Consider the following 17,383-nt stretch of genomic DNA (forward strand, 5'->3'; position numbering starts at 1 on the left):
GACATACTAAGATCTCTAACCTCGCCTATGATAGGCAAGCAGATAGGCACGCAATCTCTCCTAACCACCATTTAAGTGATGAATTAAGTATCAGAAATAGTCATATCTGTAGATTGGCGTTTAACAGGTTGAATTATACGCTTATCAAATTTTTGAAAAAATTTAGACTTGTGAATCTACAGATAGGTATCAGCCAAATGATGATGACCACGGTCTAAGTTACGTCAATATCCGAGATGCACATGATATTGTCATCTGGTTTAGGTCGGCTTCGTGTAATGGCTATTATGAGAACATTCTAAATATTCAAGCATTTCTTCCTTAACTTAGTCACCACTAAATTACCCTAAGATAGGCGTGCATATTTTAATGATTTTCGGCGTGTTTATAAGTAGTTTAGCAGGCTAGCATTAGCATCTAGTTGTAGAGTAAAGGATTAGACTAATCCAAGGGGCCAAAGAATTTCTGGCTGCGATGCTCGGCTTTGGGTCCCATCGAACTTATAGTGGCTAAAAAGTACGCGCCGGACGACAGGCTATAGAAGCCCTCTTCGAGCACTATTATTTTCGTAGTCCCCTCTCGGATTGTAATTAGTCATATACCTTATTGTGGGGGGAGTACTCAGGCGTCTTTACCAGTTTAATTAATATAGGTTTATGTGTGATTGCAGTGGATAGTCAATACCGCATTCTTCGAAAAATGTTCTACTATTCGATCAGATCAATATCTTTTCTGTGATTTCTAAAGCGAGGCGAGCTGATGCGGAGTGGGGGGCGAATGGCTAGCGCGCCCCCAGTTAATAAACTTGTTCTGATAGATAAACGTTTTATTATATCTTTAGTAAAGTGTAATCAGTCAACTTGCCTTATATCCCCGCCTCTGGCTAGAGGTATGCCAGTGTGTGGCTTGGCAAACTTCGAAACATAGAGCGTTATATAAAGCTGAGTAAGTCCTAATCCTTTAATGCTCGATTAACAACTCGAAAACAATGAATTAGACATAATAGAAGCTCAGTTTCCGGTAAATCTTAGTAAGCATTAATTGTGTATCAGTTTCAGCATATCCTAAAACAAGTACATGCTCTAGTTTGGAGCTAGGTCGCACACTTTCTTAATACGGCTTGATATCTAGTTTTAGCCCAGCTCTTCACAAGATCGTCGTATGAATGAGTAACTTCCTGCATAGCCTGAATAAGCACGTGTAGCAGTATTTTTTATATGCAGATTACTATAGTACGGCTACCTAGCTTAAGTTTTGTTACCTATTTTAGAAAAATATGATTGGCTGATGATACTGCTTCACCCATATTTGATGGCTCATCACTACTCGTAAGCGCATCTAAGTAAATAGACGTTATAATATGAGACAGGTAGCTTAATTATTTATGATCCGCTATATTTCTATAAGTTATCATGTACTTTAAATCGACGCAATCATGCAGTTCGCACAGTATTGTTTAATCTCTGGCATGCATAACGTGCTTGAGTTTGGTAGGGGGCATCCTCATCAGGCCTTGTCAAGGCGTAGAACTAAGCCCTAGAGCAGCGTATGCAGCTTTTTGTTTCGAGAATACTGAGTGAATGTTTTTTTTGAAGAATCCGGTGGCCTGAAAGTTGGCATAGTATTAAATCAGCAGGGTGATATATTTCAGGTTGAGTTGCCGAGTGGGCGTCGCTCTAAAGTTCGTAGAAAAGACGTGCTTATTGAGTTTAACAGCCCGAGCGCTGCCGATCTAATCCAGCAGGCTAATTCAGCATCAAAGGAAATCGACCTAGATTTCTTGTGGGAAATTTCTCCGCTAGACAAGTTTTTCTTTGTCGACCTGGCTAATGAATATTTCGGTGGCACACCAGATCCTGTGCAAAAAAGTGCCCTGATACTGTGCATGCACAGCTCGCCTATCTACTTCCGACGCAGAGGGCGTGGAGAGTACCAGCGAGCACCTGAGGAGCAGTTGAAAATGGCGCTTATAGCTCTTGAGCGGAGGCGCCAACAAGCTCTCATACAGCAGCAGTACGAAAATGAGCTTAAGTCCGGTAGACTACCTGCTTCTTTTAATGGAAAAGTGCTTAGCTTACTCACGCGTGCAGATAAGAATTCGATTGAATATAAAGTACTAGAATCAGCCGCGCTCGCATTGGGTAAGTCAGCAGCACAGTTGATGTTAGACATCGGTGGTATACCATCGGCGCGCGAGTTTCATGAGGCGCGTTTCCTATCTGAGTATTTCCCGAATGGCACTGATTTCCCTGCGTTGAATGTTGGTCCGTTACCGGAGAACCTAAGTAAAGCGATTGACGTGCAAGCATTTTCCGTCGACGACGTGACTACTACTGAGATAGACGACGCTTTTTCTGTGAAACGCCTATCAGGTGAACGCGCTAGAATTGGTATTCACATAGCGGCTCCAGCATTAGGGATTAAAGGCGGCGATGCTGTTGATGTAATCGCGCGCGCTCGATTATCAACCGTCTATACACCTGGTAAGAAGATTACTATGTTACCAGATGATGTCGTCAAAACGTTCACCTTACAAGAAGGTGGATTTAGACCAGTAGTGTCATTATACCTAATCATCGATACGACTACACAGGATATCATAATGTCTGAGACGGTGGTCGAGCGCGTGTACGTTCTCAGAAATTTGCGACATAACATACTCGATGAGATTATTACTGAACAAACTCTCCTAGACGGTATTCAGGACTATCCTTATAAGGATGAGATCGATATGCTTTGGCCTTTTGCTAAGTCGCTTTACGAGCGACGACAGCGAGCGCGCATTGGCTACGGTCTTAGGCGAGAGGTACCTAGCAACCTTGATTATAACTTCCACATCTACGGCGAGCATGTTAGCATCACACCACGCCGGCGTGATGCGCCACTTAATCTAATTGTCGCAGAACTTGCAATTTTAGCCAATAGCCACTGGGGTGCGTTCTTGCATGATTATGGGGTTCCGGGTATCTATCGCGCACAGCGAGCATACGGCCCGCATAGAACACGAATGCAGACTACACCAGCACCGCATGAAGGGCTTGGCGTTATGCAGTATGCGTGGACTACTTCCCCGCTGCGCCGATATGTTGACTTAGTTAATCAGTGGCAGCTATTAGCGTGTGTCCGACATGGAATTACAGCGAAGCTAGCTGCGCCTTTCAAACCTAAAGATCTGGAGCTATACGCTATAGCTCGGAATTTTGATGAAATTTATATGGCCTATGCTGATCATCAGCGGTGTATGGAACACTTTTGGTGTCTGCGCTGGCTAAAGCAAGAGCGTCGGAACCGAGTGGTGGCCACTATCGTTAAAGACGGCGTTGTGCGACTTGAGGAAGTACCACTCCTCTTGCATGTACAAGGATTAGGTGTGCATGCAAGAGGCGTACGTGTTCTAATCGAGGTAATAGCAATTGACGAATTACGGGTAGAGGCGCTGTGCCGACTTATTAAAGTAATAGACGTGGCACAAGTAACCTGTAGCAATGAGAATAATAGTAAAGTGATTCAATAAACCCCATCTTTCCACGTCTAGTGCCCAGCAGTGAGGTAGATTAACGAGAAGTGGCGCGCTCAGCTAGGACTGAGGCGTCTCAGGCAGCACGTACACTATCAGTGAGGGCTACCTCTACCACTACAAGTACCCGTAGTATTTCTTTTTTGTAGCATGAGATTCGGCGTGGTGTTCTCGACTGAGCTTTAGCGCTTACAATGCCTCTACATATAAATATAGGCACATACATTTCGTTTATACGTCATAGCGAGAACCGTTATTTAGTGCTACCTTGACTCTACAAGAAAGTTACTTAAAACCTCAAGCGTGCTATCCGTGCATCTATGGATGCGCATTTTCCTAGTAATTATAATCCGACGAAGTGCTACACAGGTTTAAGGGGATAATAAACCTAGTGGTATATTCACTGTGAGCTTGCTAATTACCTAGCAGGTGGTGCATGACTTATTTGTGTATCGAGATAATAGCCGCCCCATCTACTAAACCCAGGGTTAGCTATCACGCAGATTAAAAAGGAGTGTCGATCGACAAAGTCAGAATTTCCTCATTACTGTAGTTAACTACGGTGGAGTGGGGGCGGTGGAGTTTTTTTATGTGGATGACAGCGCAACATATCTCTATGAAGAGCTCAATTTATATGACATGAGTGTAAGTGAATATAGAGGGGTACTAGGAGAAGTGAAGCAACGACGCACATATTATCTAAACGATGATGGGCACTATATTATCTTGACCGGATTGCCATGAGATTGCGTGTTTTTATCGAAGGATAGTAGCTCGAGCTACAACACTCTTTCTACGCGGAGAAGAGACTTTAATGAATACTATGCACTGTAGTTCCCTGGAATAAAACCAGGCGAGAAATCCCAAGAGGGTCCTATGCATAAGCAGAGCTAAACTAACCATTCGTTACGTTATTAACGATTATTTTTAAAAGTCTAATCATGTCTTTTATTACTGCCCTTGAGGATGCTTGGAAAAACACGCAATCATTACTATGCATCGGACTAGACCCTGAGCCATCGCGCTTTCCACCACATCTAGCTGGGCGCGATGATGCTATCTTTACGTTCTGCCGAGATATTGTTGATGCTACTATGCCGTATGCCTGCTCATTTAAGCCACAAATTGCTTATTTCTCCGCACATCGGGCGGAGGATCAACTTGAGGCATTAATTGATCACATTCACTCCTGTTACCCAGGGCTTCCAGTCGTACTAGACGCTAAGCGTGGAGATATCGGTAGCACTGCTGAGCAGTATGCACGTGAGGCATTTGAGCGATATCAAGCTGATGCGGTAACGATTAATCCTTATCTAGGATTCGACTCGATTAAACCATATCTCACATATCAGGACAAGGGTGTAATTATTTTATGCCGGACTTCTAATCAAGGTGGATCGGATTTACAATTTCTTAACATTAGCGGGCGGCCGCTATATCAGCATGTAGCGGTGCTTGCTGCCGAGGAATGGAATATAACTGGACAGCTCGGTCTCGTAGTGGGCGCGACTTTTACAAATGAAATCTATGCGGTCCGCCGGCTTGTTTCTACTATGCCTTTACTGATCCCGGGAATTGGTGCGCAAGGCGGCGATATTAAGGCAACAGTTAATGCAGGTCGTACAGCTAACGGCACAGGTATGATTATCAACTCATCACGCTCGATTTTATATGCGGGTAGCGGTGAGGACTTTGCATGCTTTGCGGCTAGCGCTGCGCGTGATACGCGCGACGCGATTAATACTTACCGTTAACAGCGCTCCCCCGACGGATTACCCAGTATTTTTATTATATAATGCTTTAGTCTTTCAAAAGTAGGTTGGTATATTAACCAGCTAAAAGTAGACCACCAATATTTTCGGTATCAGTTACGGACATCATAACCATGATGCCGATATTTAACAGCCAAAGTAGTGATTATCCGCTAGGTATCATTTAAATAGTTATTAGTTGTTAATAGCCAGTAAATAAAACTTTCTAGCATTATTTAGCATTAAAATGCTACGTGGCTATCGCTTAACTATCAGAGATAGTGATGCCATCATAATAACAATTAACGTGAGTAATGCCGCAATCATATCGTCTAGCATAATGTCGAATCCCCCTGATAGCCGTCTATTGAAATAGCGGATAGGCGGTGGTTTAGCTATGTCGAAAAATCGGAATATTAGAAACGCGCTGAGTTGGTAGGTAAAGTTTGCTGGCGTGATAAACAGCATTACCACCCAAATTGCGACGATTTCATCCCAAACTACTGCACCTGGATCCTTCTCGCTCATCTGTCGTGCCGTGAAGCCGGTAAATCCACACCCAGCAGCTAAGCTAGATGCAATTAGTACCCACCATTGCATGCTGTTTAAGTATGTATTTAATACGGTGAACGACATCCAGCCGAACAAAGTTCCAAGTGTTCCTGGGATTACCGGCGACAAACCACTACCAAACCCAAATGATAACACGTGCAGAGGATGGGATAACATAAATTGTATAGTGGCGCTTGATCGTGGTTTCGTGGCGGGGCTAGGCTTAGTTACTAATAAAGCGGCACGCGTTTTATACGGATCAGAGCGGGAGGAATCATTCTTCATAGAAATGATCAAAGCTACGCCAGGTTGTGCTAATCGGAGAGCCGAATCTATCGTACCAATGTACTGTGTTTGTGTTAATAATACTAGTGCTGCCCTCAGCTAAATCTGCAGGGGCATCTATTGTGCCTATCCGCGTAAGCGGCACGCCGATACGTGGGATAAGCGCAAGCAGCATGTCACGACGACTGGGCGGCGCGGTAAAACATAGCTCGTAGTCATCACCGCCTTCAACTGCGCACCGGTATTGAATAGAGAGGGGTTGCGCGCGTAGAGCGGCCGAGCGGGGTAGCGCGTCGACGTCTACGCGCGCTGCTACGTTAGAGCGCTTAAGAATATGCGCTAAATCTCCGGCTAGTCCATCAGACAGATCGAGTGCCGCATGCGCGATGCCTCTTAGCGCTATGCCGAGCGCGATACGCGGCTCAGGCATTTGTAACGCATAACGTAGTGCAGGTAATTCATCTGTAGCGAGTGGCCATTCGCCACGCAGAGCGCCTAGTGCTAGGCGCGCATCACCCAGTGCGCCGGACACCCAGATATCATCGCCAGGCTGGGCAGCATCGCGGCGCAGTGCTTGACCGCAGGGCACATCGCCAAATACGGTGATACAGATATTCAGTGGTCCCGCAGTAGTATCGCCGCCAACTAACTCGCAGCCATGGTAATCCGCTAGCGCGAATAATCCGCGCTCAAATGCGCTCAACCAGTCCTGTCGTGACGCGCCGGCGTCCGGCAGAGCTAGTGCGAGTGTGAACGCCCGTGGTTCAGCGCCCATTGCCGCTAGATCTGATAAGTTAACAGCTAATGCCTTATGCCCCAGTGTCACAGGCGGGACGTCAGCGAAAAAGTGGCATCCCTCGATCAGCATATCGGTAGATACAGCTAATTCGTGATCTGGTCGCCCAGCAAGTAAAGCGCAATCGTCTCCAATTCCCAGCACGGCTGCGTGTCGTGGTTGCTTGCGCTGAGCAGAATAGCGGTTAATAAGGCTGAATTCGGATAAAAATGTCGGCATGATGCGAGACGAAGCTTGCATGACAAGAATACGCACTACGTTGTGTGCGCTGTGGTCATATAGTACGGTCACCCCTGCGGCTACTGTAAAGTACCCGTTTGTGGTTGGCTAGTAACGTTACAATGCGGCTCAAACATGCATTCTAATCCGCACTGGCAGGCCATTATGTCGACATCGATCAATAGTAAGTTGCGCGAAGCTGCGCTTGATTATCACGAATTCCCAACACCAGGGAAGATCTCCATCGTACCAACTAAGCAGATTATTAATCAGTGCGATCTTGCCCTAGCCTATTCGCCCGGCGTCGCGGCTGCGTGCGAGGAAATCGTCGCCAATCCTCTCAATGCAGCGCGTTTCACTGCGCGCAGCAATTTGGTGGGCGTAGTGTCAAACGGTACAGCCGTTCTCGGTCTAGGGGATATCGGACCGCTTGCGGCTAAGCCGGTCATGGAAGGTAAAGCTGTGCTTTTTAAGAAGTTTGCGGGCATTGATGTGTTTGATATTGAACTAAATGAGAAAGACCCACAAAAGCTGATCGAGGTCATTACCTCTTTGGAACCTACCTTCGGGGGCATTAATCTGGAGGATATTAAAGCGCCCGATTGCTTTACAATCGAGCGCGAGTGTCGCAAGCGGATGAAGATACCAGTATTTCATGACGACCAGCATGGTACTGCAATTGTAGTTGCCGCAGCAGTGACTAACGGGCTGAAGATCGTCGAAAAATTAATCGGCGAAGTAAAAGTTGTTGCTTCTGGTGCTGGTGCTGCAGCATTAGCATGCCTGAATCTACTGATTGATCTCGGGCTGAAGCGTGAGAACGTATTTGTTACAGATCTAGCAGGTGTTGTATACGAAGGCCGTACGGAGCTAATGGATGCAGATAAAGCGCTGTTCAAGCAGGTTACCGACGCTCGGACGTTATCCGATATAATTGGTGATGCTGACGTATTTCTTGGTTTGTCTGCTGCCGGCGTGCTCAAGCCGGATATGGTTAAGAAGATGGCGGCTCGACCGCTAATTCTAGCGCTAGCTAATCCAACGCCTGAAATATTGCCGGAGGTTGCGCTCCAAGTACGTCCAGACGCAATTCTAGCGACTGGACGTGCAGATTATCCGAACCAAGTTAACAATGTTCTATGTTTTCCTTTTATTTTTCGCGGCGCACTCGACTCTGGCGCGACTACGATTACTAAGGAGATGGAAATAGCTGCGGTCAACGCGATTGCCGAACTAACACGCCAAGAGCAAAGCGACATCGTGACAACGGCATATGGGATCCAGGGTATAACGTTTGGGCGAGAGTATCTCATTCCGAAACCATTCGATCCGCGCCTAATTATAAAAATTGCACCAGCGGTAGTGCAGGCCGCAATGGATTGCCATGTCGCGACGCGGCCAATCGAAGATATGGAAGCTTACAAGCAACATCTTGAGCAATTTGTATATCACAGCGGCACGGCGATGAAGCCAGTTTTCCACATCGCGCGGGGGGTTAGTGCAGATAAGAAGCGCATCGTATTCGCTGAGGGGGAGGAGGAGCGAATTCTGCGGGCAGCGCAAATTATAGTCGACGAGCGACTGGCCAAGCCTATCTTGATCGGGCGACCAGCTATAATCGAGCAACGCGTCGCGCGCTACGGGCTACGCCTCATGGCGGGAGAGGATTTTACGATTGTCAATACTGACCATGATAAGCGCTATCAAGATTTCTGGCAGACATATTTTAATATAATGGCGCGCAAAGGCATTACGCAGCAGCTTGCGAAGGTTGAAATGCGGCGGCGCACTACGTTAATTGGCTCTATGCTGGTGCTTAAGGGTGAAGCTGACGGGATGATCTGCGGTACGATTTCAACTACGCACAGACACCTGCATTTTATAGACCAGGTTATTGGCAAGCGAGCAGGCTGCTCAGTCTACGCAGCAATGAATTGCCTAGTGTTACCAAGTAGACAGATTTTCTTAGTTGATACCCACGTCAACGTTGACCCTACTCCGGAGGAACTAGTTGAGATCACGTTAATGGCCGCTGATGAAGTACGTCGTTTTGGCATTGAACCAAAAATTGCCCTATTGTCCCATTCTAATTTTGGTTCAAGCAACGCGCCAAGCGCTAGGAAGATGCGCAACACACTTGCGTTACTGAAAAAGTATGCACCACAATTACATATCGACGGAGAAATGCATGGTGATGTCGCGCTCAACGCAAGCCAGCGAAAGTGCGCGCCGCCGGAGGAAATGCTTAACGGCGAGGCAAACCTATTGATACTGCCTAACATAGATGCAGCTAATATTTCATATAACTTGCTTAAAACCGCGGCAGGAAACGATATTACAATCGGACCTATTTTACTGGGCGCAGCAAAACCTGTGCACGTACTAACCGAGTCCGCGACTGTACGACGTATCGTGAATATGACAGCACTACTAGTCGCTGATGCAGCCGCAGCTACTAAGCAGTTTGAGAAGATATTAAACGGTAGTTAGCGGGAATTATTCTGTTATTACAGCATAGCGCTTAACATACCAGGGAATATATGCACCAAATCTAAATAAATCAAAAGTATGACCTAGTAGGTGGGGTATATTAGTCTAAGGTTAGAGGGGGTAAGCGTTTCTATCGTTTCAGCTTAATCTGCCGTCTGTTCTATCCGCGACATCGAAAACAACATGCGCCCTGGTATGTTTGATTTCTAGCATTTAAGCATCCGGATATTATTCGAGCAATATTCCGGATGTCAGCTAATTGAGGGCGCCAATTACCTAAATTTATATGTCGTTATAAATATTTTGGTCTAATAGAATTCTAGCTCACATACTAGTAGTGCTAAAGCACCTTGGCATTTTCTAATACCATTGATTATTAATGTGATTCGGGATAACCTAATATTTTTAATATATGTATATGTGCATGCTTCCCAAAATAGGAGACAGAATCGGGAAGTGGCGTTATTATAACATACTTTCAGTAACTATGTCCGCTACTTACTAGATACCAATCTGGTTTCCATGGCGTATGGCGCGATACTATTCACCCTCGGACCTCCTTATAGGCATAAGGCTCGGTGAGCGGTTCGGTAATTTCGAGTCGTGTGAACACCTCCCGGTGTTCACACCATTGAACTTATAGTTCGCAACGAAAACGCCGTTCGGCGTGTAGCAAAGCAAAAAAATTATCTTTGAAGATGCGCTGCGTTATACCGAGTAAATATTATTTTACTAGTGACCATTACAATTTTTTTAAACAAATTTAAGAATGATTGCGGTGATAAGCAATAACATGTATTCCCGATAAGATGGGGTCTCGAGCGGATGTCTTCGTGCCGAGCAATTATAGATTGCTTAGGCGGCGCATAAAAACGCCGAACGTGAGCAGCGCCGTGTTGTCGACGCTCTTCTGTCCAATGGAGGGAATATGAGTCTTTTCAAGACGGTACGCACGAATATAGTGCAATCGATCCGTGCGTTCCGTGTACCGGAGTTGGTCGACGAAGCAGCCCGGTTGGGCCACCATTTCCTATATGCAAATTGTTCAGCTGCGCAAACAAAATCGGAGGTACTTGAGTCGATTTCAATATCGTTTCTTTTCCCAAAGCAGTTTAGAAAGAACTACGATGGGCTCTATGACTGTCTGACAAGTATCGTGCACCAAGCGGGAGTGCAACCCGGTTTCGTAATTGTGCTCGAAGGTTTACCTGCAACGCAGAAATTCGACAAAGAAGCGCGAGAAACTCTACTTGATGTGTTTCGCGAGGCCGCTGAATTTTGGGGGGAACGGAAAGTCAATTTCCGTGTGTTCTATTCGTTTACTTGATTACATTTAGCTGAAGCTTATCGCTTTCTTATCAAGTAGTGGAGTTAGTATAAGAGCGAAGATGATGCTGATCTGCTTATTTCGCAGCACGATTAGCCTACACTGACCCATATAGAGTGTAGTATTACGTTGCTTGGTCACTAGAAAACCCCTCGGGCGCTTGCAAGCCCATCTTTCGGCTGAACTATCCGCTATAAGTTGTCTATGTTGGCCACTAAAATAATGCTTTATGCTACTACAATATATGTATTAGGAATTGCTGGAACGTCTTGTCTGTGAAGATACAAAGGCACCCGTAGGTAGTAGCCCGCATATCGATAGAGCAAGCTCCGAAATAATGCGTACTATCCATGCCCTGCATATGCACTATGGCCGTCTTGTGATTTGTCTCCGCAAAGAGAATAATTGGAGCACGTTATATCAGGATGCGCTGGATAAGCATATAGGGTGGTAGCTCATGCTTTTTTGGTTAGTGGGTATCTATATGAGTGCAGATACTATCAGTGTGCCGCATTGTTTATGTCTATATGGTCCGGGTGTCGTCAGTATCCCTGATAGGCCTGTCTGTTAAACTCCAGTGTTTTGCGAAGCTTCTCACGCGGGTGTGTACCCGCCGTTTTATTCCTTCAGCCCCGCGAGGCCTTGTTCTTTCTGAGTCTGGACCTGATATGAAAACCCAGCCCTCTACACAGACTAGCAGAATGGCCAATGCAATCCGTGCATTAGCTATGGATGCTATTCAGCAAGCAAATTCTGGCCATCCGGGCATGCCCATGGGTATGGCAGAAATCGCTGTAGCACTATGGCAGCGCCATCTGCGACATAATCCTGTTAACCCGTATTGGGTGGACCGAGATCGATTTATTCTATCCAATGGGCATGGGTCGATGCTGCTATATGCGTTGCTACACCTAAGCGGCTATGATTTGCCAATGGACGAATTAAAGCGTTTCCGGCAATTACATTCGAGGACGCCGGGACATCCAGAGGTAGGGATTACACCGGGTGTAGAGACGACTACTGGGCCATTAGGTCAGGGGTTAGCTAATGCAGTAGGTATGGCGCTGGCGGAGGCATTATTAGCGGCCGAATTCAATCAGCCTGATGCAAAGATTGTTGATCATTATACGTATGTGTTCGTCGGAGATGGATGCATGATGGAGGGAGTATCGCATGAGGCCTGCTCTCTAGCAGGTACACTTGGTCTATCGAAGCTGATCGTTTTGTATGACGATAATGGTATTTCGATAGATGGGGATGTAAAGCATTGGTTTGCCGATGATACGCCAAAGCGTTTCGAAGCTTATGGATGGAACGTAATCCGTGCGGTCGATGGCCATAATGTAGACGAAGTTGATGCAGTTATCCGCATCGCAAAAAAATCGAATAAACCTACACTAATTTGCTGCCGAACTATTATTGGTAGAGGAGCGCCAAACAAAGCTGGCAGCCACAACGTACATGGCGCACCACTAGGTGAGGTCGAGATCGCCGCGACACGCCTAGAGATCGGTTGGGACCCTGAATCCTTCGTAATTCCACCTGACGTTTATGCATTATGGAGTGCGAAGAAAACGGGCATTCAGGCTGAGTGTGATTGGCGTAAGAATTTCGATGCATATCGCATAAAGTATCCGCAGAAAGCAGCCGAGTTTAAGCGCCGTATCGCCGGTCAGCTACCGGCGCATTGGGCCGATGTCGTACAGCGGCTGATCGCTGACGTTAATAAGCGTGCTGAGGCAATCGCGACTCGTAAAGCGTCGCAGCAGGTGATCGAGCTGCTAGCTGCGGATCTGCCGGAGCTACTCGGCGGTTCAGCTGATCTTGCTAGTTCGACTTTAACCTACTGGAAAGCTAGCAAGTCGGTACGCGCTAGATACGAAAGAGACATAAAGCTGTTAGAGTGGGGTAATCATATCAATTATGGTGTGCGCGAGTTTGGCATGAGCGCTGCGCTTAACGGTATTGCGCTACATGGAGGCTATTTGCCTTTTGGCAGCACGTTCTTAATCTTCTCGGATTACAGCCGTAATGCATTGCGGATGGCTGCACTGATGAAGACTCGATCTATTTTTGTATTTACACACGATTCAATCGGACTCGGAGAGGATGGCCCGACGCACCAGTCTATCGAGCATGTATCGAGCCTGCGCCTGATTCCGAATATGGAGGTATGGCGCCCAGCTGACTCGGTTGAGACTGCCGTGGCCTGGACGCAAGCTATCGAGCATTGTGGGCCATCCTCGTTGATATTCAGTCGGCAGAATCTAGAATTTTTCGCGCGGACCGATCAGCAGATTACAGCAGTCGCCCGAGGTGGATACATACTACACGACTGGAATAACGCTATCTTTGCTCGCAAAGTGCTTCTAATCTCGACTGGCTCCGAAGTAGGGCTTGCAATGAATGCTGTGGAGCCACTTGCGCGCTTGGGTATTAGCGCTCGTGTTGTATCGATGCCATCAGCTACAGTATTTGATCGACAGGATACTGAGTGGCGCGAGAGCGTGCTACCACGAGGCGTGGCGCGGGTAGCGATCGAAGCTGGCGTGACAGTGTTTTGGCATAAATACGTAGGAATCGAGGGTGGTATTATTGGGATTAATGCGTTCGGCGAATCGGCTCCTGCTAGCGCTCTATTTAAAAATTTTGGCTTTACGATAGACAATATTATTAATACTGTAAAGCTAGTATTAGATTAATCTATGAAATATAAGGTACAGAGTAAGTGTTACACGCACCTGTAAGGAGACAAATATGACAATTCGTGTTGCAATTAACGGTTATGGCCGAATTGGCCGAAATACATTGCGAGCCCATTATGAGGGTGGTAAAAAACATGATATCGAGATCGTAGCGATTAACGATCTCGGCAATGTTAAAACCAACGCGCATTTAACACAGTACGACACTGCGCATGGTAAATTCACGGGAAATATCTCAGTTGATGGCAACTACATGATTGTCAACGATGATAAAATCCGTGTGCTTATGGATCGCGATATAGCTAAGCTACCGTGGAGCGATCTCGCCGTAGATGTAGTGCTAGAATGTACTGGTTTTTTTACGTCGAAAGAGAAAGCCACCGCGCACTTAAAAAGTGGCGCGAAAAAAGTTGTCATTTCAGCGCCGGGTGGAAAAGATATCGATGCGACGATCGTTTATGGTATCAATCATCAGGTGCTAAAAGCAACGGATACGGTCATCTCAAATGCTTCGTGCACAACGAATTGTATTGCTCCAATGATCAAGCCACTGCAGGACAAGATTGGAGTCGAGAATGGCTTAATGACAACGATTCATTCGTATACAAATGACCAGGTGCTAACTGACGTATACCACGAGGATCTGCGTCGCGCTCGCTCAGCTACCCATAGCATGATACCGACGAAAACTGGTGCAGCGGCAGCTGTCGGACTAGTACTGCCGGAGCTTAACGGTAAGCTAGATGGCTACGCTGTGCGTGTACCAACAATCAACGTGTCGATAGTCGACTTATCGTTTATTGCATCGCGCGATACGTGCGTAGATGAAGTAAATAGGATTCTAAAGGAGGCGTCGGAAGGGCCGCTTAATAGCATTCTCTCTTATAACGCTGAACCGTTAGTATCAATTGACTTTAATAACAACTCAGCATCCTCGATATTTGATTCGACCCTCACTAAAGTATCAGGCCGTCTCGTAAAGGTTTCAAGCTGGTACGATAATGAATGGGGATTCTCTAATCGAATGCTCGATACGACAGTGGCACTAGCTCATGCGAAATAATATACATGTAAAGTACAGTTAGCTATTTTTCCGAGTCTCTTTACTTTTTCTCATAAAATGAGTTCTCTATTAAATTTAAAAACAACAGGCACGGGAGAGTAGCAAAAGAGTCGGTATTCGAGGTTATATTTCAAAGAATTCTTTGGTTAGGGTGAGCTATTTTTAGTGAAACTCTTGAAAATAAAATATTTTATATATCTTAACTACCAGTTAATCTATTTTAATTAAATCGTTAATTATTTCGATGAAATTATAGCGAACATCTGACAGCTTTATAAGCTTATCAGTGTAAATTGAACTATACTTCAATTTACGGGTCTATTATAAATAACTTATTAAAATAGCATATAAATATTTAATATACTAACCCCTTAGAGGGGTTAGTAATAATCTAAAAAGTGACTAAGTCATTTAGTGATAATATCCTATATTTAGGAAATACTATTTAATAACTTTAATTAAGCTTAAGCATAATTAATACTCTATAGTATAAAGATTATTTTTTAAATAGAGCATTTTTTAAACCTAATATTTTATATACCACTATCTGCTGAACTTTTCTAAAAAACTTAATAGTAAAATACTAGTATTTTACTATACTAATTGATAATTAATAGGACTATATAAAGTTTATATAGTTTATGTTGATCAACAAATATCTAATATATAGTCTCACAAAGGATTTTATATCTTTTGAGAGCGCCTTAAGAAGGCTGTATAGTAGCCTGGTTTTATACGCTTTTCTTCGCAATCCCTTGAATACGGGCTTCTACTTCTACAGCCTTTTGTGCAGAAACCGTACATCGCGAGTGCGTGCTCCTGCAGTTTAAAGCCACGTTCTTTAGCAATCAACTGCTGACGATATTCTATCTGTGGATCGTTAAATTCCTCCACTCGGCCGCAGTCTAGGCATACTAGATGGTCATGGTGAGTACCTTCATTAAGTTCAAACATTGCTTTGCTAGATTCGAAATTACTACGTCTAAGCAGGCCGGCCTGTTCGAACTGCGCTAACACACGATAAATAGTCGCCAGACCAATATCCAAATCTTCATTAAGTAAGCTGCGATAAATGTCTTCTGCGGTTAAATGGCGTATAGCGCCGTGTTGGAAAATCTCTAGAATCTTCAAGCGTGGCAAGGTTGCCTTGAGCCCCATATTCTTGAGGTCAGCTGGATCAGTCATTTCTAGGCACCATAGGGTATAATACGAGGTCCCAATAGTAATCTGTTTTGGGGTATTTCAGGTCAGGCTAGTATATCTTTAAGCTAAAATAGATCAAGCAGTGTTGGGCTGCGTTTTATGGACAAAAAGAGTTCAACATTCTCCTATGTATTACGAATGCGTACGATAGCCTTATCTGTAATGGTACGTATTCTTATTTTTATGGGCATCACTTCGCTAGGTGCATGCAAGACATGTGATGGCTTTACTCAGTCCGTAGTATGCTCAATTGCCCCATACCGAACTACGATTGTGCAGGGCAACTTTGTATCAGCCGAATCCGCATCAAGGCTCCATGTCGGTATGTCTGGCGACGAGGTGCGTAGCCTTGTTGGAACACCCCTCCTTACCGATATGTTTCATGTTAATCGATGGGACTATTTATTTTATTTTAAGCGCGGCTGGACTTCTGTTGTTCAGCAGAGAGACCTAGTCATAAATTTTATTAGTAATCGCGTAGTAAGCTGGACGGGTGCTAAAGATTTACTATCTGAGCGTGAGTTAATCGCTGAAATTGATGACAGCGGTAGGAAGTCTAAAAAAAGTAGAGGTTGAGACCTCGTCAGTTAAGGTTAGCGTATGTGTAGTAGTGCCACTGCACTCTAGGGCTAGCTAGTTCTAGAATATCATGGAATTTAATGGACTTAAATAATGAAAATTGCTATTACAGGGGCATCAGGACGCATGGGGCAGATGCTAGTTGAAACAGTGATGAATACATCGGGGGTTATATTATCTGGCGCACTAGAGCGCTCGGGTGCAGCATCACTAGGTCAAGATGCTGGCATCCTCACTGGACGGCGGACCGGTATCGAGATTACTGACGATGTGGATCGTATACTTGCGCATGCGGACGTGCTGATTGATTTTACGCGGCCCGAGGGTACTCTTGAGTATCTCAAAGTAGCCAGTCAGCACTGCACTCGCGTAGTAATAGGAACAACGGGTTTTACAGAATCCCAGAAAGCTGAGATCGTTGCCGCTGCGCAGACGCTCGGCGTTGTATTTGCTCCGAATATGAGTGTGGGTGTGAACGTGACGTTAAAGTTATTACAGGTAGCCGGTTCCTATTTCTCTACCGGCTATGATGTAGAAATTATTGAAGCTCATCACCGGAACAAAGTTGATGCGCCGTCCGGTACAGCTTTGCAAATGGGCGAAGTGCTTGCGACTGCACTAGGTCGTAACTTAGCTACCTGTGCCATGTATGGACGTCATGGCACAGTCGGTGAGCGCGATCCATCGACCATTGGGTTCTCAGTCATCCGAGGTGGCGATATCGGTGGTGATCATACAGTAATGTTCGCCGGCACGGGAGAGCGAATCGAGATTTCTCATAAATCGGCTAGTCGGCTCGCATACGCACAAGGCGCAGTACGAGCTGCTTGTTTCCTATCCGATCGACCGGTGGGGCTGTATGATATGTGGGACGTTTTAGATTTACACTAGCTTTT

Annotated in this window: 10 protein-coding genes and 1 pseudogene; 8 read left to right on the top strand and 3 right to left on the bottom strand. The window is 45.5% G+C overall.

Translation table 11 applies throughout. The features are described 5' to 3' along the window. The first annotated feature begins 1,576 nt into the window (after nucleotides 1–1,576). Both KW136_RS01645 and pyrF read left to right on the top strand, forming a co-directional pair. Entirely contained in the window at nucleotides 1,577–3,514 is a 1,938-nt protein-coding gene (locus KW136_RS01645; RefSeq protein WP_216796694.1) for a ribonuclease catalytic domain-containing protein, read from the top strand. Nucleotides 3,515–4,458: 944 nt separating this feature from the next. Further along, on the top strand, nucleotides 4,459–5,271 hold the full coding sequence (pyrF, locus tag KW136_RS01650) for an orotidine-5'-phosphate decarboxylase (RefSeq protein WP_420885624.1): 813 nt from the start codon (nucleotides 4,459–4,461) through the stop codon (nucleotides 5,269–5,271). A 255-nt stretch (nucleotides 5,272–5,526) separates the two neighbouring features. Here pyrF and KW136_RS01655 read toward each other — a convergent pair whose 3' ends face one another. Continuing rightward, the gene (locus KW136_RS01655; protein WP_216796696.1) at nucleotides 5,527–6,105 is read right to left on the bottom strand and encodes a phosphatidylglycerophosphatase A family protein; all 579 of its coding nucleotides are present in this window, start codon (nucleotides 6,103–6,105) and stop codon (nucleotides 5,527–5,529) included. After that, nucleotides 6,095–7,120 (bottom strand): thiamine-phosphate kinase, encoded by a 1,026-nt coding sequence (thiL, locus tag KW136_RS01660; protein ID WP_216797409.1) that lies wholly within the window; start codon nucleotides 7,118–7,120, stop codon nucleotides 6,095–6,097. Before thiL ends, KW136_RS01655 begins: the two co-directional genes overlap by 11 nt. Before the next feature lie 165 nt (nucleotides 7,121–7,285). On the opposite strand from thiL, the gene KW136_RS01665 reads away from it, so the two are divergent. The 4 genes and pseudogenes from KW136_RS01665 (at nucleotide 7,286) to gap (ending at nucleotide 14,705) form a co-directional block, all read left to right on the top strand. Next, nucleotides 7,286–9,610 (top strand): NADP-dependent malic enzyme, encoded by a 2,325-nt coding sequence (locus KW136_RS01665; protein ID WP_216797410.1) that lies wholly within the window; start codon nucleotides 7,286–7,288, stop codon nucleotides 9,608–9,610. A gap of 907 nt (nucleotides 9,611–10,517) precedes the next feature. Next, nucleotides 10,518–10,937: pseudogene (locus tag KW136_RS01670) on the top strand (barstar family protein); the annotation flags it as partial. 620 nt (nucleotides 10,938–11,557) lie between these two features. Next, the gene (gene tkt, locus KW136_RS01675; RefSeq protein ID WP_216797412.1) at nucleotides 11,558–13,639 is read left to right on the top strand and encodes a transketolase; all 2,082 of its coding nucleotides are present in this window, start codon (nucleotides 11,558–11,560) and stop codon (nucleotides 13,637–13,639) included. A 55-nt stretch (nucleotides 13,640–13,694) separates the two neighbouring features. Further along, nucleotides 13,695–14,705, top strand: a complete 1,011-nt coding sequence (gene gap / locus KW136_RS01680) for a type I glyceraldehyde-3-phosphate dehydrogenase (RefSeq protein WP_216796700.1) — start codon at nucleotides 13,695–13,697, stop codon at nucleotides 14,703–14,705. A 684-nt stretch (nucleotides 14,706–15,389) separates the two neighbouring features. Here gap and fur read toward each other — a convergent pair. Continuing rightward, nucleotides 15,390–15,890 carry a ferric iron uptake transcriptional regulator gene (fur, locus tag KW136_RS01685; protein ID WP_216796702.1) on the bottom strand — a complete coding sequence of 167 codons (501 nt, stop codon included), beginning with the start codon at nucleotides 15,888–15,890 and terminating at the stop codon, nucleotides 15,390–15,392. A 117-nt stretch (nucleotides 15,891–16,007) separates the two neighbouring features. On the opposite strand from fur, the gene KW136_RS01690 reads away from it, so the two are divergent. Together KW136_RS01690 and dapB are read left to right on the top strand one after the other, a co-directional pair. Further along, nucleotides 16,008–16,484 (top strand): outer membrane protein assembly factor BamE, encoded by a 477-nt coding sequence (locus KW136_RS01690; protein ID WP_420885625.1) that lies wholly within the window; start codon nucleotides 16,008–16,010, stop codon nucleotides 16,482–16,484. A gap of 96 nt (nucleotides 16,485–16,580) precedes the next feature. Then, complete coding sequence (dapB, locus tag KW136_RS01695; protein ID WP_216796703.1) at nucleotides 16,581–17,378, top strand: 4-hydroxy-tetrahydrodipicolinate reductase; 798 nt, start codon at nucleotides 16,581–16,583, stop codon at nucleotides 17,376–17,378. The last annotated feature ends 5 nt before the right edge of the window (nucleotides 17,379–17,383 follow it).

This window comes from Candidatus Vallotiella hemipterorum, assembly GCF_910593725.1.
Classification (GTDB): domain Bacteria; phylum Pseudomonadota; class Gammaproteobacteria; order Burkholderiales; family Burkholderiaceae; genus Mycetohabitans; species Mycetohabitans hemipterorum.